Source organism: Dickeya lacustris, from assembly GCF_029635795.1.
In the GTDB taxonomy this organism is placed as follows: domain Bacteria; phylum Pseudomonadota; class Gammaproteobacteria; order Enterobacterales; family Enterobacteriaceae; genus Dickeya; species Dickeya lacustris.
The window spans coordinates 1,575,264-1,597,967 of the sequence record NZ_CP114280.1; the positions used below are offsets into that span (position 1 = coordinate 1,575,264).

The following is a 22,704-nucleotide window of genomic DNA, read 5'->3' on the forward strand; positions in this document are numbered from 1 at the left end:
GAGTACAACCTTTTTCAGCCCCGCGCCGTGCTCTCGCACCCTCGCGAAACTGGTAGGCCTGAGTGGACTTGAACCACCGACCTCACCCTTATCAGGGGTGCGCTCTAACCACCTGAGCTACAAGCCTATAAGGTTTTACTGCTCGTTTTCTTCATCAGACAATCTGTGTGGACACCACGCAGACTCTTCACTCGGTAAGGAGGTGATCCAACCGCAGGTTCCCCTACGGTTACCTTGTTACGACTTCACCCCAGTCATGAATCACAAAGTGGTAAGCGCCCTCCCGAAGGTTAAGCTACCTACTTCTTTTGCAACCCACTCCATGGTGTGACGGGCGGTGTGTACAAGGCCCGGGAACGTATTCACCGTAGCATTCTGATCTACGATTACTAGCGATTCCGACTTCATGGAGTCGAGTTGCAGACTCCAATCCGGACTACGACGTACTTTATGAGGTCCGCTTGCTCTCGCGAGGTCGCTTCTCTTTGTATACGCCATTGTAGCACGTGTGTAGCCCTACTCGTAAGGGCCATGATGACTTGACGTCATCCCCACCTTCCTCCGGTTTATCACCGGCAGTCTCCCCTGAGTTCCCACCCGAAGTGCTGGCAACAGAGGATAAGGGTTGCGCTCGTTGCGGGACTTAACCCAACATTTCACAACACGAGCTGACGACAGCCATGCAGCACCTGTCTCAGAGCTCCCGAAGGCACACCCGCATCTCTGCAGGCTTCTCTGGATGTCAAGAGTAGGTAAGGTTCTTCGCGTTGCATCGAATTAAACCACATGCTCCACCGCTTGTGCGGGCCCCCGTCAATTCATTTGAGTTTTAACCTTGCGGCCGTACTCCCCAGGCGGTCGATTTAACGCGTTAGCTCCGGAAGCCACGCCTCAAGGGCACAACCTCCAAATCGACATCGTTTACAGCGTGGACTACCAGGGTATCTAATCCTGTTTGCTCCCCACGCTTTCGCACCTGAGCGTCAGTCTTCGTCCAGGGGGCCGCCTTCGCCACCGGTATTCCTCCATATATCTACACATTAAACCGCGACACCTGGAATTCTACCCCCTCTACGAGACTCTAGCCTGTCAGTTTTGAATGCAGTTCCCAGGTTAAGCCCGGGGATTTCACATCCAACTTAACAGACCGCCTGCGTGCGCTTTACGCCCAGTCATTCCGATTAACGCTTGCACCCTCCGTATTACCGCGGCTGCTGGCACGGAGTTAGCCGGTGCTTCTTCTGCGGGTAACGTCAATCGACAAGGTTATTAGCCTTATCGCCTTCCTCCCCGCTGAAAGTGCTTTACAACCCGAAGGCCTTCTTCACACACGCGGCATGGCTGCATCAGGCTTGCGCCCATTGTGCAATATTCCCCACTGCTGCCTCCCGTAGGAGTCTGGACCGTGTCTCAGTTCCAGTGTGGCTGGTCATCCTCTCAGACCAGCTAGGGATCGTCGCCTAGGTGAGCCATTACCTCACCTACTAGCTAATCCCATCTGGGCACATCTGATGGCAAGAGGCCCGAAGGTCCCCCTCTTTGGTCCGAAGACGTTATGCGGTATTAGCTACCGTTTCCAGTAGTTATCCCCCTCCATCAGGCAGTTTCCCAGACATTACTCACCCGTCCGCCGCTCGTCACCCAAGGAGCAAGCTCCTTTGTGCTACCGCTCGACTTGCATGTGTTAGGCCTGCCGCCAGCGTTCAATCTGAGCCATGATCAAACTCTTCAATTTAAGTTTGATTGTGTTTTCCGAAGAAAACGTGCTCAAAGAATTTACTGTTTATTCGTAATGAATTAACTGTTGTCACTCTTCAAGACTTTCACAAAAGTTTTTGCGAAGTGTCCTGCGAGTGCCCACACAGATTGTCTGATTAATTGTTAAAGAGCAGTGCGACCGGCCTGAGCCTGCTGTCGCGAGGTGGCGTATACTACGCTTTCCTCATGAAGAGTCAACGTTTATTTTCGTTTCTTCTTCGCTGACACTGCGTTGCGTTGCCGCTGTTGCCGTGTCAGTGGAGGCGCATTATAGGGACTTCCTGCGGCCTGACAAGCCCTAATTGCAAAAAAATTACCGACCGCACATTTATCGCCCAAAACAGCACTCTTTCGATTAAAAACAAAGCAAAAACCGGTTATTGGTGGCTATAACATGTTCAAACCCAGCGATTGCTGGGTTTGAATCCCCCGTAACACCCCTCAAAAGGGTTATTGGTGGGCAACAATACTCTCGTGTTCAACGTCCAGATTAATCGGTTTACCCGGAAGTAAAGACCCCGACAAGATTTGCTGCGCCAACGGGTTTTCTATCAATTGCTGTATCGCACGTTTTAGCGGCCGCGCGCCGTAGACCGGATCAAATCCTGACTTACCAAGTAAGGCGAGCGCCTCCTCGGAAATCGCCATATGATAACCCCGCTCAGCCATGCGCTTATAAAGACGTTGCAGTTGGATCTGCGCTATAGCAGAGATGTGAGCCTGCCCGAGCGGATGAAATACGACAACCTCATCGATACGATTGATAAATTCCGGCCGGAAGTTATGGCTAACGGCGTCCAGCACCATATCGCGCATCTGAACATAATTCATTGCGCCGAATCGTTCCTGAATCAGGTCTGACCCAAGGTTAGACGTCATGATTACTACCGTATTACGGAAATCTACCGTACGGCCTTGCCCGTCAGTCAGACGCCCATCATCCAGCACCTGAAGCAGAATGTTAAACACATCAGGATGTGCTTTTTCCACTTCATCCAACAAGATAACGGAATAAGGCCGGCGGCGTACCGCTTCGGTCAGATATCCGCCCTCTTCATAGCCAACATACCCTGGAGGCGCACCGACCAGCCGAGAAACCGAATGCTTTTCCATAAACTCGGACATATCAATACGCACCATGGCGTCATCGCTATCAAACAAGAACGACGCTAACGTCTTGCATAACTCGGTTTTCCCCACACCGGTCGGCCCCAGGAACAAAAACGAACCAATCGGGCGATTGGGGTCAGACAACCCGGCGCGGCTACGGCGAATCGAGTTAGCGACGGCTTCCACCGCTTCATTCTGTCCGATAACCCGCTGATGTAGTTCCTGCTCCATGCGCAGCAGCTTTTCCCGCTCGCTTTCCAGCATCCGTGAAACAGGAATCCCCGTCCAGCGGGCCAGTACCTCGGCAATCTCGGCATCGGTTACACGATTACGCAGCAGATGCATGGTTTTGCCTTCAGCCTGCGTGGCTGCCGCAAGCTGTTTCTCCAGTTCAGGGATTTTGCCGTATTGCAGTTCCGACATTCGCCCTAAATCCCCCTGGCGTCTTGCCTGCTCCAACGAGATTTTCGCTTGTTCCAGCGCGGCTTTAATATTTTGCGTACCCGTCAGCGAGGCTTTTTCTGCTTTCCACTCTTCTTCCAGTGCCGAGTATTCGCGCTCTTTCTGATCCAGTTCACTATTGAGGATCTCCAGACGTTTCAGACTGGCCTCATCCGATTCCTTCTTCAATGCTTGCTGTTCGAGCTTCAATTGGATAATCCGCCGGTCAAGGCGATCCAACGGTTCCGGTTTAGAGTCAATCTGCATACGAATACTGGAAGCCGCTTCATCAATCAGGTCGATAGCTTTATCAGGCAATTTCCGATCGGAGATGTACCGATGCGACAACATGGCGGCAGCAACGATTGCTGGGTCGGTGATTTGTACGTGATGATGCAATTCGTACCGTTCTTTTAAACCACGCAGAATCGCGATGGTGTCTTCGACCGTCGGTTCGGCCACGAAGACTTTTTGAAAACGACGCTCAAGCGCAGCATCTTTTTCAATAAACTGGCGATACTCATCCAGTGTGGTGGCCCCTACACAGTGCAACTCGCCGCGTGCCAGCGCTGGCTTCAGCATATTACCGGCGTCCATCGCACCATCAGCTTTACCTGCGCCGACCATGGTATGTAATTCATCGATAAAGAGAATAACGCTACCTTCGTGTTTAGACAGGTCGTTCAAAACACCTTTTAAACGCTCTTCAAACTCACCACGGTATTTAGCCCCCGCAACCAGCGCGCCCATATCAAGCGCCAGCACACGCTTGTTCTTCAGGCCTTCAGGAACTTCGCCATTAACGATACGCTGTGCCAACCCTTCAACAATCGCTGTTTTCCCAACGCCAGGCTCACCAATCAATACCGGGTTATTCTTGGTTCTGCGTTGTAGTACCTGGATAGTGCGGCGAATTTCCTCATCGCGACCGATGACAGGGTCAAGTTTGCCTTGTTCCGCCCGTTCCGTGAGATCAATGGTGAATTTTTTCAACGCCTGACGATTATCTTCGGCACTTTGATCGTTAACCGGTTGCCCGCCGCGAACTTGCTCAATGGCCTGTAACACATTCTGCTGTGTAGCACCGGCATTCTTTAGCAGTTCTCCCAACGTGCCACGAGATTCAAATATCGCCAGCACAAAGAGTTCGGAAGAGATAAACGTGTCGCCCTTTTTCTGCGCCTGCTTATCACAGAGATTCAGCGTGCGCAGCAGCTCACTAGAGGGTTGGACATCGCCACCGGTCCCTTCTACCTGCGGTAAACGACTCATCGCCAGATCAATCTCATGTTTAAGACGGCTAACATTCACTCCGGCAGCCGTTAACAATGGGCTGACCGTGCCGCCATCCTGGCTCAACAGCGCGCTCATCACATGAAGAGGTTCGATAAATTGATGATCCTTGCCAAGGGCAAGGGATTGGGCATCAGCAAGAGCAAGCTGGAATTTGTGGGTAAGACGATCCAGACGCATAACTCCTCCCATACATACTGGTCAAAATTGCTACTGGAGATTAAATGAGGTCATCCCTCAAAAATTCAAGATTATTTTGCCAGTAATAATGGAAGGAAAAACGTTAATCCCTCCGGATCGCCTTAATTCAATAGGTTATATCAGCCAGATTAAAGTTGCCATACGTCCGGTGGTTCTATCTCGACGGTAAGAGAAAAAATGCTCGCGATGACTCACCGTACACGCCGTGCCACCAAACACACGGCTAACGCCCGCAGCCTGTAAACGCAAGCGAGCCAACTGATAAATATCGGCGAGGAATTTACCATTATGAGCAACGAAAGCGCAATCCGCAGCAGCATCAACATCAAGGAATGCCTCGCGCACTTCCGCGCCGACTTCAAAGTGCTGCGGCCCGATAGCGGGCCCCATCCATGCCATAATATCCGCCGGATTGGCGCGAAAATGGCACAGCGTTTGCTCAAGAACGCCAGCGTGTAGCCCACGCCATCCGGCGTGCGCGGCCGCAATTTCTTGACCATCAGATGAGCAAAACAGCACAGGTAAACAGTCAGCCGTCATGACTGCACACACCTGATTTTTAGTTCGTGTGTAAACGGCATCCCCCGTCAATGATTCAGGTATCGCGCCATCCAGAGCTATTACCTGCGTGCCATGTACCTGATTAAGCCAGTAGGGCATCGCCGGTAATTCCGCCAGACTCACCAGACGCTGACGGTTTTCCTGCACACAATCAACATCGTCGCCCACATGCGCGCCGAGATTGAAGGAGTCGTAAGGCGCGTGACTCACGCCACCAAGACGCCGGGTGCTACAGGCTCGCACTGTACACGGCGCTGGCCAATCAGGAATCAATAACGGAGAAACAGATGACATATCATCACCAATCTAGTTGATCTTTGAACATCTCAGTATCTGCTTTAAGCGCAGCGATCAGCGCGACCATGTCCTGCGGCAAAGGTGCATGCCACTCCATTTGAACCCCGCTTATCGGGTGATACAAACGTAGCATGGTGGCATGTAAGGCTTGCCTATCAAAACCACGTAGCGTTTCAATAAATTCAGCAGAGGCACCTTTAGGCAAACGCGGGCGGCCGCCATACAGCGGATCCCCAACCAAGGGATGGTTAATATGGGCCATATGCACACGAATCTGATGCGTTCTCCCGGTTTCAAGGCGTAAACGCAGGCGAGTATGCGCGCGGAAATGTTCCATGATGCGGTAATGAGTGACAGCGGGTTTCCCCATTGGATGCACTGCCATATGGGTGCGTTTGGTTGAATGACGCGCAATGGGTTCATCGACTGTGCCGCCTGCCGTCATGGTGCCTATGGCTACGGCCTCGTATTCACGGGTGATTTCACGCGCCTGCAGCGATTCGACCAATCTGGTTTGTGCAGGCACCGTCTTCGCGACGACCATCAGGCCGGTCGTATCTTTGTCTAAACGGTGGACAATACCTGCACGCGGCACATCAGCAATAGCCGGATAGTGATGTAGCAATGCATTCAACACCGTGCCATCAGGATTACCGGCCCCCGGATGTACCACCAAATCACGGGGCTTGTTGATAACCAGAATATCGTCATCTTCATAGACAATATCCAGCGCTATCTGCTGGGCTTCCCAGCGCTCTTCTTCTTCAATCAAGGCATCAATGGCGACAGACTCCCCACCAAGCACTTTCTCTTTTGGCCTATCGACCATGTTGCCGTTAATCTGTACGCGTTGTTCCAAAATCCACGTTTTTATGCGAGAACGCGAATAATCAGGGAACAATTCGGCCAAAGCCTGATCTAAACGTTGTCCTAGTTGAGATTCGGCCACCGTCGCGGTGAGTTGTACTTGTTGGGACATAGTAGGTTGCTTCTTATTAACGTTGGGTTTTAACGGCGACGCCGTTTAAAATAATGTACCATTGTAGCTGGTCTTAATCGGGAGCTTAACGGACAGTTTCCCGGAAACACACTCTGAGGATAATCAAATCGTCATGAAGCGTATGAAATACCTGGTGGCAGCTGCCACGTTGAGCCTGACGCTGGCTGGTTGCTCCAATTCCAAAGATGCGGTTCCAGACCGTCCACCATCAGAACTGTATGCCACTGCCCAGCAAAAGCTTCAGGATGGCAACTTTAAGTCAGCCATCACACAGTTGGAAGCGTTGGATAACCGTTATCCGTTCGGGCCTTACGCCCAGCAGGTTCAGCTAGACCTGATTTATGCGTATTACAAGTCCTCAGAGCTGCCGTTAGCTCAGGCATCTATTGACCGTTTTATACGCCTTAATCCAACCCATCCGAATGTCGATTATGTCCTGTATATGCGCGGATTAACCAACATGGCGCAGGACGAAAGCGCATTGCAAAATTTCTTTGGCGTTGACCGTTCAGACCGGGACCCGCAATATTCCCGCGCAGCGTTCAAAGCGTTCAATCAGTTGCTTCAGGGCTACCCGAACAGCCAGTATGCCAATGATGCCAGCAAACGTCTTGCTTTCCTGAAAGAAAGATTGGCCAAGTATGAACTGTCTGTCGCACAGTATTACACGAAACGCGGCGCTTATGTTGCCGTGGTCAACCGTGTAGAGCAAATGCTGAAGGATTACCCGGATACTCAGGCGACACACACGGCGCTGCCGCTGATGGAAAAAGCCTATAAAGAACTCCAGTTGACGGCGCAGGCGGATAAAGTCGCAAAAATTATTGCGGCAAACCCCTCATGATGATTAGCACCAGCCTTACATCAGCGTTAAACGGCAACCATGTTGCCGTTTTTTTATCGCCTGATTCGCTACATTCTCAGGATTTTAGAGCGATTAACATTCAACACATCCTATCGATAATGGCACAGCAATAATCTGGCGACAAGGCTGGACTCAACGTTCCCGAAGGCACCTCACAAATCAATTCGGATGCCGTAAAAGTGACCAAAAAAGGTGATCAAAATCACCCACTTTGCAAAGACTCGGGGTATGCTGAAGTCACCAAAGACGGAAAAGGCAGAGAGGTAAGTTTTTATGACTATCAACATTACCAGTAAGCAAATGGATATCACTCCCGCAATACGTCAGCATGTCGAAGACCGTCTCAGCAAACTGGATAAGTGGCAAGCCAACTTGATTAACCCGCACATTATCCTGTCTAAGGAACCACAAGGGTTTGTCGTTGATGCAACAATCGGTACACCGAATGGCCCTCTGGTGGCGACAGCAAAACATGATGATATGTATGCGGCGGTGAATGAATTGATTGCAAAACTTGAGCGGCAGTTAAATAAAGTGCAGCACAAGTCTGAAGCCCGACGTGCTGATAGCTGCATAAAAGATGTAAACCTCCAGGCATCAGAAGAGTAAAAAGCGATCAATAACTGACTCTACATGTTGTCTGAAACGCGCCGTAAGGCGCGTTTTCTGTAAAACCCACGCGCTATTCTCCCTATTACGCTATTTCGCCCTCGAACGGGGCTGATTTTGTATTGACAGGGTGAAAAGGCAACAGTTACTTTAAGGGCAAGTCTTACAAGGAAATCCATCAGCATGGCCCATCGTGTGTTTTTCTTCGTATTTTTCTTTACCCACCCCAATACGGGGCGTTTTGTCGTGTGAGTAAGAATACGAAGACGAACAAAAAAAGCCCCCTGACTCAGGGGGCTTTTTTATTTGACAGCCAACAGGTAGACATCATGACCGATAACCCATTACTGGCGCTGCGCGAGCGTATTACTGCATTAGATATACAACTCATCGAATTACTGGCGCAACGCCGTGCTTTAGCGCTGGATGTGGCCCATGCCAAGCAACATACTCACCGCCCGATTCGTGATAAGGATCGCGAGCGGGATTTACTGTCCTATCTGGTCGAAGAGGGTAAAAAACATCATCTTGACGGCCATTATGTTACCCGCCTGTTCCAACTGATTATTGAGGACTCGGTACTCACCCAGCAGGCACTGCTACAGCAACACCTCAATCCTGGCGCATCACCGTCTGCACGCATTGCCTTTCTTGGCCCCAAAGGTTCCTATTCTCACCTGGCTGCCCGGCAGTATGCCGCCCGGCATTTTGAGCAAATGGTTGAATGCGGCTGCCAGCGTTTTCAGGATATTGTGAATTTAGTGGAAACCGGTCAGGCTGATTATGCAGTCTTGCCTATCGAAAACACCAGCTCTGGCTCCATCAATGAAGTCTATGACCTTTTGCAGCACACCAGCTTATCGATTGTCGGCGAGCTAACCAACCCTATCGACCACTGTGTGCTCGTTGCGACAGAGACAACGCTCGATAGCATTCAAACTGTTTATAGCCATCCACAACCTTTCCAGCAATGCAGCAACTTCATTCATCGTTTTCCTAACTGGAAAATCGAATACTGTGAAAGCACCGCCGCAGCAATGGCAAAAGTAGCAGAAATTAACACCCCTGAGGTTGCAGCGCTTGGTAGTGAAGCCGGGGGAATGCTCTACCAATTGCAGGTACTGGAGCATAACCTGGCGAATCAGGCACAAAATATCACGCGTTTTATTGTCCTGGCGCGTAAACCGATTGATGTCACAGAACAGGTTCCAGCCAAAACCACGCTACTCATGGCAACCGGACAACAATCCGGGGCGCTGGTCGAAGCACTATTGGTATTACGTGAGCACGGTATTGTTATGACGAAGCTGGAATCACGGCCAATACACGGCAACCCTTGGGAAGAGATGTTTTATATTGATGTTCAGGCCAATCTGCGTAATGACAATACCGGTAAAGCCATACAAGAACTGGCTGGCATCACTCGTTCGCTGAAGGTACTCGGCTGTTACCCTAGCGAAAACGTGGTTCCGGTTGAGCCCGCATAAATGATGTAAACAGTATCTCGGCAGGAGGATCCCCTGTCTGCCGGGTCACACTCTCCAGAGATATCACGCCTCACGCTACATTTAACCCATAAAAAAGCCACCTGCAGTTATGCGCAGATGGCTTGATATGATTTATCAATATCTTACTGGCGAATGTCGTTCGCCTGGCGCAGCAACGTGCGGCTCTCAGCCATAAAGCGGCGAGAATAATCGCCAAACCAGTGTTCAACCTTTTGAAAGCTGCTGACAAATGCGGCTTTATCACCACTTTCCAGTAGCGCGATCGCTTCACCAAAGCGCTGATAGTACCGTTTAATTAATGCCAGATTGTCGGCCGATGACATAATAATATCAGCATACAATTGAGGGTCTTGTGCGAACAGACGGCCAATCATTGCCAGCTCAAGGCGGTAGATGGGTGAAGAAAGCGCCAGCAATTGCTCCAACTGTACATTCTCTTCAGCCAAATGCACGCCGTAAGCAAACGTAGCAAAGTGACGCAGCGCCTGAATAAATGCCATATTCTGATCATGCTCAACGGCGCTGGTGCGATGCAGTCTGGCCCCCCAAACCTGAATCTGCTCCAGGAGCCACTGATAAGCTTCTGGCTGACGACCATCACAATAGACGACGACTTGCTTGGCAAGGCTGCCGATATCCGGGCCAAACATCGGGTGCAGGCCAACGACAGGTCCATGATGAGCAGAGAGCATTGCCTGCAGCGGGCCACTTTTTACCGACGCCAAGTCAACCAGAATACAGTCGTCTGGCAATCGTGGCAGTTTGGCAATCACGTGTTCGGTGACATGAATAGGCACGCTGACAATCACCATACCAGCATCAGCCAGCAACGTTTCAGCCTGTGGCCAGTCCTCGGTCTCAAGAATACGCACCTGATAACCAGAGAGCGTCAGCATTCGGTCAAACAATCGCCCCATTTGCCCTCGCCCACCGACGATGACCACAGGGCGTAAAGACGGGTAAAGCGTCTTAAAGCCCTTATCATTTTCACTGGCATAGGACTCTCGCATCACTCGGCGCAAAACATCCTCTATTAAATCAGGGGGGACGCCCAACGCCTGCGCTTCTTCGCGTCGTGAACTCAACATCGCAGCTTCCCGATCAGGCGCATAAATAGGCAGGCCATAGCGACTTTTTACTTCACCGACTTCTGCTACCAGGCGCAGTCGGCGCGACAACAAAGCCAGCAATGCCTTGTCTACCTCATCAATCTGATCTCGCAATGCGGTCAGTTCAGCGACCATCGATTCTTCTCCTTACTGATTGGCGCTTAATGCACGCAGTTCCTGATGAACCGAGCGCAGTAATGTCTCTGTACTTTCCCAACTGATACAGGCATCCGTCACCGAAACGCCGTAACGCATCTCAGCGCGAGGTTGCTCTGAAGACTGATTACCTTCATTGATATGGCTTTCCAGCATCAAACCAATGATAGAGCGGTTGCCCGCTTTAATCTGCTCAAGAGCAGACTCCACGACCAGCGGCTGCCGGCGATAGTCTTTGTTGGAATTACCGTGGCTACAATCTATCATCAGCGCCGGGTTCAGTCCCGCATCGCGCATCTGTTTTTCGCATTCCGCGACATCTTCTGGGCCGTAATTTGGTTTTTTGCCGCCGCGCAGAATCACATGCCCGTCTGGGTTGCCCTGGGTTTGCAACAGGCAAACTTGCCCGCTTTGGTTAATCCCCACAAAACGGTGTGGCATGGATGCAGCCTTCATTGCATTGATAGCCGTTCCCAGACTGCCATCCGTACCATTCTTGAAGCCGACCGGCATAGAAAGGCCAGAAGCCATTTCTCGGTGCGTTTGCGATTCCGTGGTTCTTGCACCGATGGCCGACCAACTGAACAAATCACCCAGATACTGTGGACTATTAGGATCCAGCGCTTCGGTTGCCAGCGGCAGCCCCATATTGACCAATTTGACCAGTAAATCACGGGCGATATGTAACCCAGCTTCGACATCAAAGGAGCCATCCATATAAGGATCGTTAATCAGCCCTTTCCAGCCAACTGTAGTACGGGGCTTTTCAAAATAGACACGCATGACAATATATAGCCGGTCGCTCAACTCGGCAGACAAGGACTTCAGACGACGCGCATACTCCAATGCAGCATCAGTATCATGAATGGAACACGGCCCGCACACCACCAACAAGCGTCGGTCATTACCATGAATAATATCGGCAATGGTTTGACGCGACAGCGCTATCGCCTGCTGCTCCGGCTCATTGAGTGGAAATTTGGCTTTCAACTCATCCGGTGTAATCAGTATCTGTTCGTCGCTGATGTGAATATTGTTGAGCGTGTCTTTTTGCATGATGGCTGTCCTGTAGAGTCCTTTGGTCGTAAGAGCGATGCGTCACCTGTGGTAACAGGTTCATACCTTAACACAGGATGTAAATTTATCAACCCACCAACCGTAAAGAAAAACATCCACTCTAAGTCATATTGCTGACCTGTTCCCCGCTTACCGGGATGCCCAGCTTACCAGGAGCAGAAACCATCCGATATTGAGGCATGATTATCGCTATCACCGCATGAAAACCTAAAAGTACAGACGAAACCCACTGAAATCTGACCGTTCCACCTCATTCTAACCCCAAAAACGTAAACAAAAAAATACACTGATAAAACTTCCTCCCTCCACTGATTTGCGAGCCTTTACTGTCTATAGCGGACGACCGATTCAGGATAAGAGCAATCAAGTGATTAAAGAAAACGGGAAAATCGCGTAATATCTCAACGGAAAGAGGCGGTGAATCAGCGAATTAGCTAATCAGACTGGAGCTTTGATGACAAAAACGATGGTATTAACAACATGTCTATTGCTTACTGGTTGTCATTCACTCCCTGTACCGCCCGTTGATAAAAATAGCCACCATTTTTGGTATGACATAGGTTACAAAGATGCAACCAGCGGCGGTGTGGTGAAGGATAACGAAATGTTGTCTGAATGGTCTGATAATACGGACATTGATAGGCCTGCTTATTTAGCTGGATATGGTGCGGGTCAAACAGAGTTATGCCGCCCGGCGACGCTGGTAAAATGGGGACAAACCGGAAAAACGTTCCCATCAAGCTGCGATAGCGTACAAGGTGCTGAAAAATTAAGACAAATATGGCAATCTGCGATTGATCAAACGCATATATCAACCAACGCTGGATAAGATAAAATCCCATTTTTATTGTGTAATATACATTTTATTGATTAAGGAATGAGCATAAATGAAAAAAGCACTGGGGCTGGCTGCACTTTTGACCGTTCTTCCACTGGCATCTCTGGCAGCGCCTGCCGGATTTGTTAACCCGTTAACGTTCAAAGGCTCTGAAGCCGAAAAAGCCTCTGTTGTTAAATATATTCAAACACGCGTACAAAATGAAATGAAAGTGACCGGCATGAACAATGCTTCTACAGCCAGAATGATGGAAGAAAGTAACCTGACGGCCTTTAAAGCACTCACCAGCGTGGAGAGCAAGGATACGCTCAAAAAAGTGATTGATAACTACTGCAACCGCATCGATATGTGTGGCTATGCCACATTGAAACTCATGTATGACAAAGAGTTAAAAGACAGTAAAAAATCACTGAGCTGGTAATATTATCCGCACCATAAAAACACGGTGGTACCCAGCGGTTAGCCAATCAGTGTTTTTATTCACCCTGCCATAATGCAACCGGATTTAATACCAACGAAATAATAAGGGGCGGCATATGCCACCCCTTACTCGCTTTTGGATGTTGCGAAAGCGCGTTATTAGTTAAGACGCTCTTTGATACGAGCAGCCTTACCAGTACGCTCACGCAGGTAGTACAGTTTGGCTTTACGTACAGCACCACGGCGCTTAACGGTAATGCTGTCCACTACCGGGGAGTGCGTCTGGAATACGCGCTCAACACCTTCGCCGTTGGAAATTTTGCGAACAGTGAATGCAGAATGCAGACCGCGGTTACGGATTGCGATAACCACGCCCTCGAATGCCTGCAGACGTTTTTTAGAACCTTCAACGACCCATACCTTCACTTCCACGGTATCACCCGGACGGAACGCAGGTACGTCTTGCTTCATCTGCTCTTGTTCAAGCTGCTTAATAATGTTGCTCATAATGTGTCTCTTACCCTAGGTAAACTGATATTTGGGTTCGCACAGCATCGCCGTCACGTCCCCCTAATATTCATGTTGTCCAGACTGATATTCTCGTTGGAATTCAGCTAACAACGTTGCTTGCTCGTCAGTCAGAGCTAGGCTTTTCAGAAGTTCAGGTCTTCTAAGCCAGGTTCGGCCAAGCGACTGCTTCAAACGCCAGCGGCGTATTTCCGCATGATTGCCTGACAGCAATACCGCCGGGACATTCATGCTTTCCAACACTTCAGGACGGGTATAGTGCGGACAATCCAGCAATCCATCGGCAAAAGAATCTTCTTGTGCCGAAGCTTCATGACCCAGCACGCCGGGAATAAACCGAGCGACTGAATCAATCAGCGTCATTGCTGGTAACTCTCCGCCACTGAGAACGTAATCACCGATTGACCACTCTTCGTCAATTTCGGTTTTAATGACACGTTCATCAATGCCCTCATACCTTCCGCAAACCAAAATCATTTTCTGATTGGCGGCAAGTTGGCGTACACCTTGCTGATCTAATTTGCGGCCCTGCGGTGACAGATAAATCACCCGGGCTCCTTCGCCTGCCGCTGCTTTTGCTGCGTGGATCGCATCCCGTAAGGGTTGCACCATCATCAGCATACCGGGACCTCCGCCATAAGGGCGATCATCCACGGTGCGATGCCGATCGTAAGTAAAGTCACGAGGACTCCAATACTGTACGTTCAGCAGGCCTTTTTTAACTGCCCGGCCAGTGACTCCATACTCAGTAATGGCGCGAAACATCTCAGGGAACAGGCTGATAACCCCAATCCACATAGCGTCGTTCCACTCATTCACTGCTTGATTGACAGAGTTCAAAAACCAGGATCCCAGTCTACTTCAATACGATGAGTAGACAGGTCAACGTGCTTGATAACCTGCTCAGTCAGAAACGGAATCAACCGCTCCTTCACGCCGTAAGCATCTTTTAGGTTGGCTCTCACGACCAGCACGTCATTTGAACCGGTTTCCATCATGTCGATGACTTTTCCCAGCTCATAGCCACCGATAGTGACAACAGAGCAGCCAATAAGATCCTTCCAGTAATAATCTCCCTCATCCAGCTCAGGCAATTCGGCTGAATCCACCACAATTTCGCAATTGGTGAGTAAATTCGCCGCCTCCCGATCATCAATATTTTTTATCTTGATGACCAGATCCTGATTATGGTGCCGCCAGCTTTCGATCTCGATCGACTGCCACTGCCCCTTGTTCTGAATGAACCACGGTTGATAATCAAAAATACTTTCGGCGTCTTCGGTGGAGGAAAATACTCTGAGCCACCCTCTGATGCCGTATGTAGACCCCATTTTTCCCAATACAACCGGGTTAACCGGGGTTTTCGGGCTGAGTTGCTTGCTCATTGCCACCACCGCGACAGGTTACGCTGCTTTTTTAGCGTCTTTGATCAGCGCAGCTACGCGATCAGAAACAGTTGCGCCCTGGCCAACCCAGTGCTCGATACGGTCAAGATCCAGACGCAGCTCTTCAGCTTTGCCAGTTGCGATCGGGTTGAAGAAACCTACGCGCTCAATGAAACGACCATCACGCGCATTGCGGCTATCGGTCACGACCACTTGATAGAACGGGCGTTTTTTAGCGCCGCCACGTGCCAAACGAATTGTTACCATAACATCCTCTTTAGTTAATAAAACAACCGGGCCCCATCGAGGAACGGGGCCCAGTGTCATATAAAAAGCCCGAAGATTTTACTCATTTTGGTGCAAAAAGCAATCTAAAACCCAACCTTTGCACCGCGACTTTCCCGGGCGACTTCACATAAAGGTTTAACGCCCCGGAAATCCCGGCGGCATCATCCCCTTCATACTGCGCATCATTTTAGCCAGACCGCCATTCTTCATCTTCTTCATCATGCGTTGCATATCATCGAACTGCTTGAGTAGACGGTTGACATCCTGCACCTGCATTCCTGAGCCCATCGCGATACGACGCTTGCGCGAGCCTTTAATGATTTCCGGTTTGGCGCGCTCTTGCTGGGTCATTGAATTAATAATGGCCTCCATCCGCACCAGCACCTTATCGTCCATCTGCGATTTGACATTATCAGGCAATTGGCCAACGCCCGGCAGCTTACTCATCATGCTGGCCATACCGCCCATGTTGCGCATTTGCTTGAGCTGATCCAGAAAGTCGGTTAAATCGAAACCGTCACCTTTCTTGAGCTTTTTGGCCAGTTTTTCCGCCTGAGAGCGATCAACCTTGCTCTCCAGTTCTTCAATCAGCGACAGCACATCGCCCATGCCAAGAATACGCGAGGCAATGCGGTCAGGGTGGAATGGCTCCAGCGCATCCGTTTTCTCACCGACGCCCAGAAACTTAATCGGCTTTCCGGTGATGTGACGAATTGAGAGCGCGGCGCCACCACGGGCATCGCCATCAATTTTTGTCAATATCACCCCTGTCAGTGGCAGCGCTTCATTAAACGCTTTGGCGGTATTCGCCGCATCCTGACCGGTCATGGCGTCAACCACAAACAGCGTTTCTACCGGATTGATAGAGGCGTGTACCTGCTTGATTTCATCCATCATGGCGTCATCAACATGCAAACGCCCGGCGGTATCGACCAGCAGTACATCATAGAATTTCAGCTTGGCATGCTGCAGCGCACTATTAACGATGTCGATAGGCTTCTCATGCGCTTCAGAAGGAAAGAAATCCACACCGACAGTTTGCGCCAATGTTTCCAACTGTTTAATCGCCGCTGGGCGATACACGTCAGCCGAAACCACCAACACTTTTTTCTTTTGCTTTTCACGCAGGAATTTACCCAGCTTCCCGACGCTCGTGGTTTTACCCGCACCTTGCAGGCCCGCCATCAGCACCACAGCAGGCGGCTGTGCAGCCAAATTCAATGACTGGTTGACTTCGCCCATAGCGACAACCAGTTCATTTTGCACAATTTTGACGAACTCCTGGCCCGGCGTCAGGCTTTTGTTGACCTCATGCCCTACCGCTTGTTCCTTAACCCGGTTGATAAAATCACGTACCACCGGCAACGCTACGTCTGCTTCCAGCAGCGCCATACGTACTTCACGTAGCGTTTCTTTAATATTGTCTTCCGTCAGCCGCCCACGGCCGCTGATATTGCGCAGAGTGCGCGATAGTCGATCGGTTAAATTTTCAAACATATCTCATGCTCAATGTGAAACGGGCCGCTACCGCGACACAAACGGCCAGAAGTATAACACGAAAGCCAGACCAATCTGCGTGCGCCCGCACGGATAACGGTTTGGAGCCGCAGGTGACTTAAGGCTATACTGGCTCTCCATTTTACTTAGTTGGTATTAAATAACTTATCGCTATGTCTGTCTTCGCCATTGTCGCTTTAGCGGCCTATTTCCTTAGCCTTGGGCTCATTATCCCAAGTTTGGTGAGGAAAAACGGGGCCTATCGCCGTCTGGCAGTGGTTTCGGCCGCTGTCGCCCTGGCCTGCCATGCCGTGGCGCTCTACCAGCGAATATTTGACGTGCAAGCCGGGCAAAATCTCAGCTTGCTGAATATGGGTTCGCTTATCAGCCTTATCATCTGTACGGTGATGACGATTGTCGCCTCACGCAATCGCGGCTGGTTTCTGTTACCTATCGTCTACACCTTTGCGTTTATCAATCTGGCATTCGCAAGCTTCATGCCCGGCGAATTCATTACTCATCTCGAAGCCCTGCCGGGGCTGATGGTACACATCGGTTTAGCGCTCTTTGCCTATGCCACGCTAATGATAGCCGCATTGTATGCGCTACAGCTGGCATTGCTGGATTATCTGCTTAAAACCAAACGGCTGAGTTTCGCTGCGGATATGCCGCCCTTGCTGAGTATTGAACGTAAAATGTTTCACATTACCCAGATAGGCGTCATTTTACTGACCTTAACATTATGCACAGGGCTTATTTATATGAATGACCTGTTCAGTAATAAAGACAGCTTGCATAAAGCCTTGTTTTCTTTACTGGCCTGGTTTGTTTATATCCTGTTGCTGTGGGGGCATTACCATGAAGGGTGGCGAGGTCGGCGGGTCGTGCATTTTAACTTGATTGGCGCACTACTTCTCACACTGGCCTACTTTGGTAGTCGGGTCATTCAAAATTTTCTGGTGCAATAACCCTCCTCCGGCTTGCAGTAAGGCAGTCAGGCAGTAAAAAAGAGGGCTTCGCCGCCCTCTTTTTTCTCAGTAACGATTGATGTGCCGATAGCGACAAACTTAAATGTGCAGCTCGGCCAACTTATCTTGCGGCAACGCTAACTCATCGTTTTTATTAACGGCGACGTCCTGCGCCAGAATATGGCGTGCGATCTCCTGAGCCTCTTCCAGAGAATGCATGGCGTAAGTACCACATTGATATTCATTCAACTCTGGAATTTTACGCTGGTCAGTCACTTTCAGAACATCTTCCATAGCCGCTTTCCAGGCTCCTGCAACACGTGACTCTTCTGGTGTACCGATAAGACTCATGTAAAATCCGGTACGGCATCCCATCGGAGAGATATCAATAATCTCCACACCATCCCCGTTGAGATGATCGCGCATAAAACCGGCAAACAGGTGCTCCAGCGTGTGAATGCCTCGCTCAGGCATAATCTCGCTGTTGGGGCGGCAAAAACGTAAATCAAAAACAGTAATGGTATCACCATGAGGGGTAGTCATGGTTTTAGCAACCCGTACAGCAGGGGCCGCCATACGCGTATGATCGACAGTGAAACTATCCAGTAATGGCATATTGCCACCTCCTCATGAAAATTTATTTTTCGTTGTCAGGAAACTTTTCTTACAGCAACCGGTCATAATTAATGAAAGACGCGCATTTATTATCATCATCCCTATTATCAGAGATGTTTTTTTGGCCACCCTTCCAGGTGGCCTTTCTTTTTTCCCGCGAGGGATGACGACAGTCTGACCTATTCGCCAGAAGATGCACGGTTGCTCGCAAACTGATTTGCCAGGTAGGCATCAAAACTTAGCGTGTCTTCCGTTTCCAGTTGACGCTGATGCTGCCATGAACGCTCACTCTCAGAGGCAAACTGGGCATCGGATAAAAGCTCCAGCGGCTCTTGCAGCAACTGCTCGCGATATTCAGCCGCTAAACGCAACCCCACCCCGCCGCTGCCGCTTTCCAGCATCATGTCGAGCACGCGTGCAGAAAAAGTCAGCTCAGGTTTATCAAATGCTTCGACCAGTTGATCACAGACCTGCTGATAAGTCGGCTTCGCGTGATCGTTATCCAATAATTCCGCTACTCTGCGCAAGTCAGCAAACAATGTCCGACCTACCTCTGCAATCGTTTGACGACTGGAATCACACCCTATACCAACGGTCTGGCCCGGTTTGCGCCCTTCCAGAATCACCCGGTTCCAATTTTTACGAGTACAAAGTAACTCTTCCTCACTCATTTCAGGCGCATCAGCCAACGCACACCAGATGAGGAACAGATCGAGAAAGTGCACCTGCTCGGCACTGACGCCGGTTGCTGAGAAAGGGTTAATATCCAACGAACGGACTTCGATATATTCAATACCGCCACGCAATAGCGCATCGGACGGCGACTCTCCTGGCCGGGTCACGCGTTTGGGGCGAATAGGCGCATAGAGTTCATTTTCTATCTGCAAGACATTGGTATTGAGTTGCAGGTAGCGTTCCCCCTGTTTTAACCCAATATCCGCATACTCTTGCGATGGCGTTTGAATTGCCCGTTTAAGCGCCGCCACATAAGTTTCAAGACTATTAAAAGTAATACCCAGGTTACTCTGCGATTTATTGGTATAGCCAAGATCGCTCAAACGCAACGACGTCGCGTATGGTAAATAGAGCATGCCTTTTCCTGAACGCTCAAACGGCAGATGCGTCTCTTTACCCTGTAAAAAAGAGGAACAGATGGCTGGCGACGCACCAAACAAATACGGGATAACCCAGCCAAAGCGATAGTAGTTACGAATCAGTTGAAAATATCCGGCAGAGATAGCGCCTTTCCCCTCTACTGCATCGGTAATTCCCGCTCGAGCCTGCCAGAATGCCAGTGGCAAAGAGAAGTTATAATGCACACCGGAGATGGTTTGCATCAGCGCACCGTAGCGGTTTTTCAGGCCTTCCCGGTATAGCGTTTTAAAGCGACCGATATTAGAAGAGCCATACTGCGCCAGTTCAATCGCTTCTTCCGCCTCAATAAAACACGGCATACTGAGCGGCCACATGCGCTCATCACCGAGATGGCGTGCCACATAGCGATGGATATCACGCAGAAAAGCCAGCAAATGGTCAATATCTTTGTGAACCGGGGTAATAAACTCCAGCAGCGCTTCAGCAAAATCGGTAGTAATCCAAGGGTGGGTCAACGCGGCACCTAATGACTCTGGGTGCCCAGCCTTTGACAGGTGCCCATTTGCCATTACACGCAGCGTTTCACGCTCGATACCTCGCTGAATCCCCTTGATCGCCTGGGGATGTTTCTCCAGCCAGGATAGCGCATTTGATACGTCCGGGATCACATTGACCTCCCGCTATGAATAATAGTCATGTTAATAAGAATAATGGATGGTATATGGGGTCAGAAATGCCGATTACAACTCACCCCATCCCCCATTTCAGCGTCAAGCCAGCAACAAGCAGATAACGCAGAACCTTGCCAATCAAGATAAACAGTATTGAGCTCGTCCAGGGCATTCTGAACCAACCTGCCAGCACGCATAACACATCACCCATCACCGGAACCCAGCTAAACAACAATGCTGGCGTACCATAACGCAGCAACCAGCGCTGGGCTGTATTTAAGCCCCTTTGGGGCTTCACCTCAGGCAACAGCCGACCGATTACGATATTGGTAATCCCACCGAGGGTATTGCCAATAGACGCGGTAACGAGCAACACCCACGGCGGGGCAAAACTCCCGACGAGTAATGACACCAATACCACCTCAGAACCACCTGGCAATAAGGTTGCGCTCAGAAAACTACTCCAGAATAGAGAAACAACGGCCCAAAACTCAGTCACAGTGTTCTTACATCAACCACGGCCATACCTGCACGATTGGCGGCCTGTACACCGAAATCAGCATCTTCAAAAACAACGCAATCAGACGGAGTTACCTGCAGCAACGTCGCGCAGCGTAAAAAGGTGTCAGGAAAAGGCTTGTGCTGTAACACATCATCCGCGCCAACCAGCGCAGTGAAATAGTCACGCAGCCCTAAATGGCGCAGCAGGCGTTCAGCAAGATAACGGGTACTTCCTGTCCCAACCGCCATAGGCCGACGGCCATGATACGCTTTAACCACCTCAATGAGGGGGAGCGGCTTTACCGTATCCATTAACATCGCTTCGGTAATCGCCGCTTTTTCTGCTGCGAGTAGATGGGGATCTATATCAGACTGGTGGTGAGCTACAATAACCTGCGCAATTCTCCAGGTCGGCGCGCCATTTAATGCCGCCATAGCATCCCTATCATAGTGCATTCCATATTTTGACAGCACGTGTTGCCAAGCCTGATTATGGGTTGGCTCGGTATCCAGAATCGTGCCATCCATATCAAAAATAAGGCCTTGATAGCGATCGTACATCATGACTCCACACTCGCCGAAAATAGGCAATTACTGTATCGCAAAGTCAAAAGATTGTCGCTCATTCAATAACCCCATTAAAAACAGAGGAATAGATAATGTATTGCCTTAATATGCTAACGAGGTCATTCAGAGCACACCAATGATAGGTAATCTGACTGATGTATCACATGCAGGCCAGGCAACAGGGAAATGTTGAAAACAGACGAAGAATAAGAAACGATTTTATGGAAATGGGCAGTATCAGGCAGAATGGATAACGAGATGGTGCATCCGGGAGGATTCGAACCTCCGACCGCTCGGTTCGTAGCCGAGTACTCTATCCAGCTGAGCTACGGATGCATGTCTAAATCAAAGATGGTTAAAAGAGGATAAACAGCGTGCTGAAATGGTGCATCCGGGAGGATTCGAACCTCCGACCGCTCGGTTCGTAGCCGAGTACTCTATCCAGCTGAGCTACGGATGCATATTAAGACGTACTGATAACTTCTTTTGAATTACGCGCGTTGACTGAACCGGTACATTAAATGGTGCATCCGGGAGGATTCGAACCTCCGACCGCTCGGTTCGTAGCCGAGTACTCTATCCAGCTGAGCTACGGATGCATATTTAATGGCGGTGAGGGAGGGATTCGAACCCTCGATGCAGCTTTTGACCGCATACTCCCTTAGCAGGGGAGCGCCTTCAGCCTCTCGGCCACCTCACCGTACCGACTTGCGAGGCTAATCTTTTTCACTAGCGCTCACCCGTCTGCGTGGCGCACATATTACTTTCCCGGACTTATAAGTCAAACAATTTTTCCGAGATTGCACTCATTTGAACATTTCACACCCAATGAGAGTGGATTTACAGCAAAAAGAGCACTTTATCATCAGTAAAACAACCAGTTATTCCTATAGGTACGTGAAAGTAGTCACCGATATAAAAATACCGAGGAGAAGAATATGACGGGGGCAAGGAGGATGCAGTCTGTAGCAGACGGGAGAAACAGAACAGAAAATGCAAGAGGCTGGCATTACTGCCTGAATAGCAACAGCGCCTCGCTAAGACGAGACGCTATTCAATCAATAAGAAGTGGGCTGTGACTTTTCTGCTTGAATACGCTGGTAAATTTCTTCACGGTGTACAGAGACTTCTTTCGGTGCATTAACACCAATACGAACCTGATTGCCCTTTACTCCTAGTACGGTAACCGTAACCTCATCGCCAATCATGAGGGTTTCGCCAACTCGACGAGTCAAAATAAGCATTCTTTGCTCCTTGAAAGATTATAAAGAGTCAGGTCTCTGCGCTCTCCCATCATTATCCATCATGCCTAGGGACAGCGTAAACCTGGATGACCAAAACAACGC

The 22,704-nt window shown here is 49.9% G+C and carries 21 protein-coding genes, 5 tRNA genes, 1 rRNA gene and 1 other annotated feature; of the genes, 6 read left to right on the plus strand and 21 right to left on the minus strand.

The features are described from left to right. Positions 1 to 50: 50 nt before the first annotated feature. From O1Q98_RS07060 to rluD, 5 genes are all read right to left on the minus strand, one after another. Positions 51 to 127, minus strand: a tRNA-Ile gene (locus tag O1Q98_RS07060). Between the two features lie 68 nt (positions 128 to 195). Then, positions 196 to 1,735 (minus strand): 16S ribosomal RNA (locus tag O1Q98_RS07065). Positions 1,736 to 2,208: 473 nt separating this feature from the next. Continuing rightward, a complete protein-coding gene (clpB, locus tag O1Q98_RS07070; RefSeq protein ID WP_125258502.1) occupies positions 2,209 to 4,782 on the minus strand; it encodes an ATP-dependent chaperone ClpB in 2,574 nt (857 codons plus the stop codon). Between the two features lie 135 nt (positions 4,783 to 4,917). After that, positions 4,918 to 5,658: a purine nucleoside phosphorylase YfiH gene (yfiH, locus tag O1Q98_RS07075; protein WP_125258501.1), complete on the minus strand. Its 741-nt coding sequence runs from the start codon at positions 5,656 to 5,658 to the stop codon at positions 4,918 to 4,920. A gap of 4 nt (positions 5,659 to 5,662) precedes the next feature. Then, positions 5,663 to 6,640 (minus strand): 23S rRNA pseudouridine(1911/1915/1917) synthase RluD, encoded by a 978-nt coding sequence (gene rluD / locus O1Q98_RS07080; protein WP_125258500.1) that lies wholly within the window; start codon positions 6,638 to 6,640, stop codon positions 5,663 to 5,665. A gap of 133 nt (positions 6,641 to 6,773) precedes the next feature. Between rluD and bamD the strand changes: the two genes are divergently transcribed. The 3 genes from bamD (at position 6,774) to pheA (ending at position 9,622) form a co-directional block, all read left to right on the plus strand. Beyond that, complete coding sequence (gene bamD / locus O1Q98_RS07085) at positions 6,774 to 7,505, plus strand: outer membrane protein assembly factor BamD (protein ID WP_125258499.1); 732 nt, start codon at positions 6,774 to 6,776, stop codon at positions 7,503 to 7,505. A gap of 294 nt (positions 7,506 to 7,799) precedes the next feature. Next, positions 7,800 to 8,135 carry a ribosome-associated translation inhibitor RaiA gene (gene raiA, locus O1Q98_RS07090; RefSeq protein WP_125258498.1) on the plus strand — a complete coding sequence of 112 codons (336 nt, stop codon included), beginning with the start codon at positions 7,800 to 7,802 and terminating at the stop codon, positions 8,133 to 8,135. 182 nt (positions 8,136 to 8,317) lie between these two features. Then, positions 8,318 to 8,442 (plus strand) — a sequence feature (Phe leader region). A 22-nt stretch (positions 8,443 to 8,464) separates the two neighbouring features. Next, on the plus strand, positions 8,465 to 9,622 hold the full coding sequence (gene pheA / locus O1Q98_RS07095; RefSeq protein WP_125258497.1) for a bifunctional chorismate mutase/prephenate dehydratase: 1,158 nt from the start codon (positions 8,465 to 8,467) through the stop codon (positions 9,620 to 9,622). A gap of 143 nt (positions 9,623 to 9,765) precedes the next feature. Here pheA and tyrA read toward each other — a convergent pair whose 3' ends face one another. Together tyrA and O1Q98_RS07105 are read right to left on the minus strand one after the other, a co-directional pair. Further along, positions 9,766 to 10,887, minus strand: a complete 1,122-nt coding sequence (gene tyrA / locus O1Q98_RS07100) for a bifunctional chorismate mutase/prephenate dehydrogenase (RefSeq protein ID WP_125258496.1) — start codon at positions 10,885 to 10,887, stop codon at positions 9,766 to 9,768. Between the two features lie 12 nt (positions 10,888 to 10,899). Beyond that, complete coding sequence (locus tag O1Q98_RS07105; protein WP_125258495.1) at positions 10,900 to 11,964, minus strand: 3-deoxy-7-phosphoheptulonate synthase; 1,065 nt, start codon at positions 11,962 to 11,964, stop codon at positions 10,900 to 10,902. Between the two features lie 475 nt (positions 11,965 to 12,439). Here O1Q98_RS07105 and O1Q98_RS07110 point away from each other — a divergent pair, with 475 nt between their 5' ends. Both O1Q98_RS07110 and O1Q98_RS07115 read left to right on the plus strand, forming a co-directional pair. Beyond that, positions 12,440 to 12,814, plus strand: coding sequence for a DUF2799 domain-containing protein (locus tag O1Q98_RS07110; protein WP_125258494.1), 375 nt, complete (start codon positions 12,440 to 12,442; stop codon positions 12,812 to 12,814). Positions 12,815 to 12,872: 58 nt separating this feature from the next. Then, entirely contained in the window at positions 12,873 to 13,244 is a 372-nt protein-coding gene (locus O1Q98_RS07115) for a hypothetical protein (RefSeq protein ID WP_125258493.1), read from the plus strand. Between the two features lie 158 nt (positions 13,245 to 13,402). Here O1Q98_RS07115 and rplS read toward each other — a convergent pair whose 3' ends face one another. The 5 genes from rplS to ffh form a co-directional block, all read right to left on the minus strand. Continuing rightward, positions 13,403 to 13,750, minus strand: coding sequence for a 50S ribosomal protein L19 (rplS, locus tag O1Q98_RS07120; RefSeq protein ID WP_035340197.1), 348 nt, complete (start codon positions 13,748 to 13,750; stop codon positions 13,403 to 13,405). 63 nt (positions 13,751 to 13,813) lie between these two features. Continuing rightward, entirely contained in the window at positions 13,814 to 14,569 is a 756-nt protein-coding gene (gene trmD / locus O1Q98_RS07125) for a tRNA (guanosine(37)-N1)-methyltransferase TrmD (protein WP_125258492.1), read from the minus strand. 38 nt (positions 14,570 to 14,607) lie between these two features. Beyond that, on the minus strand, positions 14,608 to 15,156 hold the full coding sequence (gene rimM / locus O1Q98_RS07130) for a ribosome maturation factor RimM (RefSeq protein WP_125258491.1): 549 nt from the start codon (positions 15,154 to 15,156) through the stop codon (positions 14,608 to 14,610). 18 nt (positions 15,157 to 15,174) lie between these two features. Next, positions 15,175 to 15,423, minus strand: coding sequence for a 30S ribosomal protein S16 (gene rpsP, locus O1Q98_RS07135; RefSeq protein WP_125258490.1), 249 nt, complete (start codon positions 15,421 to 15,423; stop codon positions 15,175 to 15,177). A 156-nt stretch (positions 15,424 to 15,579) separates the two neighbouring features. Next, complete coding sequence (gene ffh / locus O1Q98_RS07140) at positions 15,580 to 16,941, minus strand: signal recognition particle protein (RefSeq protein ID WP_125258489.1); 1,362 nt, start codon at positions 16,939 to 16,941, stop codon at positions 15,580 to 15,582. 173 nt (positions 16,942 to 17,114) lie between these two features. On the opposite strand from ffh, the gene O1Q98_RS07145 reads away from it, so the two are divergent. Next, positions 17,115 to 17,909 carry a cytochrome C assembly family protein gene (locus O1Q98_RS07145; protein ID WP_125258488.1) on the plus strand — a complete coding sequence of 265 codons (795 nt, stop codon included), beginning with the start codon at positions 17,115 to 17,117 and terminating at the stop codon, positions 17,907 to 17,909. A 99-nt stretch (positions 17,910 to 18,008) separates the two neighbouring features. Here the strand turns inward: O1Q98_RS07145 and luxS are convergent, their stop codons facing one another. The 9 genes from luxS to csrA all read right to left on the minus strand — a co-directional run bounded on the left by luxS (position 18,009) and on the right by csrA (position 22,602). Next, positions 18,009 to 18,524: an S-ribosylhomocysteine lyase gene (gene luxS, locus O1Q98_RS07150; protein ID WP_125258487.1), complete on the minus strand. Its 516-nt coding sequence runs from the start codon at positions 18,522 to 18,524 to the stop codon at positions 18,009 to 18,011. 179 nt (positions 18,525 to 18,703) lie between these two features. Beyond that, a complete protein-coding gene (gshA, locus tag O1Q98_RS07155; RefSeq protein ID WP_125258486.1) occupies positions 18,704 to 20,287 on the minus strand; it encodes a glutamate--cysteine ligase in 1,584 nt (527 codons plus the stop codon). A 79-nt stretch (positions 20,288 to 20,366) separates the two neighbouring features. Further along, the gene (locus O1Q98_RS07160; RefSeq protein WP_125258485.1) at positions 20,367 to 20,789 is read right to left on the minus strand and encodes a YqaA family protein; all 423 of its coding nucleotides are present in this window, start codon (positions 20,787 to 20,789) and stop codon (positions 20,367 to 20,369) included. Beyond that, positions 20,786 to 21,352 carry a fructose-1-phosphate/6-phosphogluconate phosphatase gene (gene yqaB / locus O1Q98_RS07165; protein WP_125258484.1) on the minus strand — a complete coding sequence of 189 codons (567 nt, stop codon included), beginning with the start codon at positions 21,350 to 21,352 and terminating at the stop codon, positions 20,786 to 20,788. Before yqaB ends, O1Q98_RS07160 begins: the two co-directional genes overlap by 4 nt. A 265-nt stretch (positions 21,353 to 21,617) precedes the next feature. Continuing rightward, a tRNA-Arg gene (locus O1Q98_RS07170) sits at positions 21,618 to 21,694 on the minus strand. Positions 21,695 to 21,741: 47 nt separating this feature from the next. Further along, positions 21,742 to 21,818: transfer RNA gene (locus tag O1Q98_RS07175), tRNA-Arg, on the minus strand. Positions 21,819 to 21,880: 62 nt separating this feature from the next. Beyond that, positions 21,881 to 21,957, minus strand: a tRNA-Arg gene (locus O1Q98_RS07180). Between the two features lie 8 nt (positions 21,958 to 21,965). Next, positions 21,966 to 22,058, minus strand: a tRNA-Ser gene (locus O1Q98_RS07185). 358 nt (positions 22,059 to 22,416) lie between these two features. Then, entirely contained in the window at positions 22,417 to 22,602 is a 186-nt protein-coding gene (gene csrA / locus O1Q98_RS07190) for a carbon storage regulator CsrA (RefSeq protein WP_005972168.1), read from the minus strand. Positions 22,603 to 22,704: the final 102 nt, after the last annotated feature.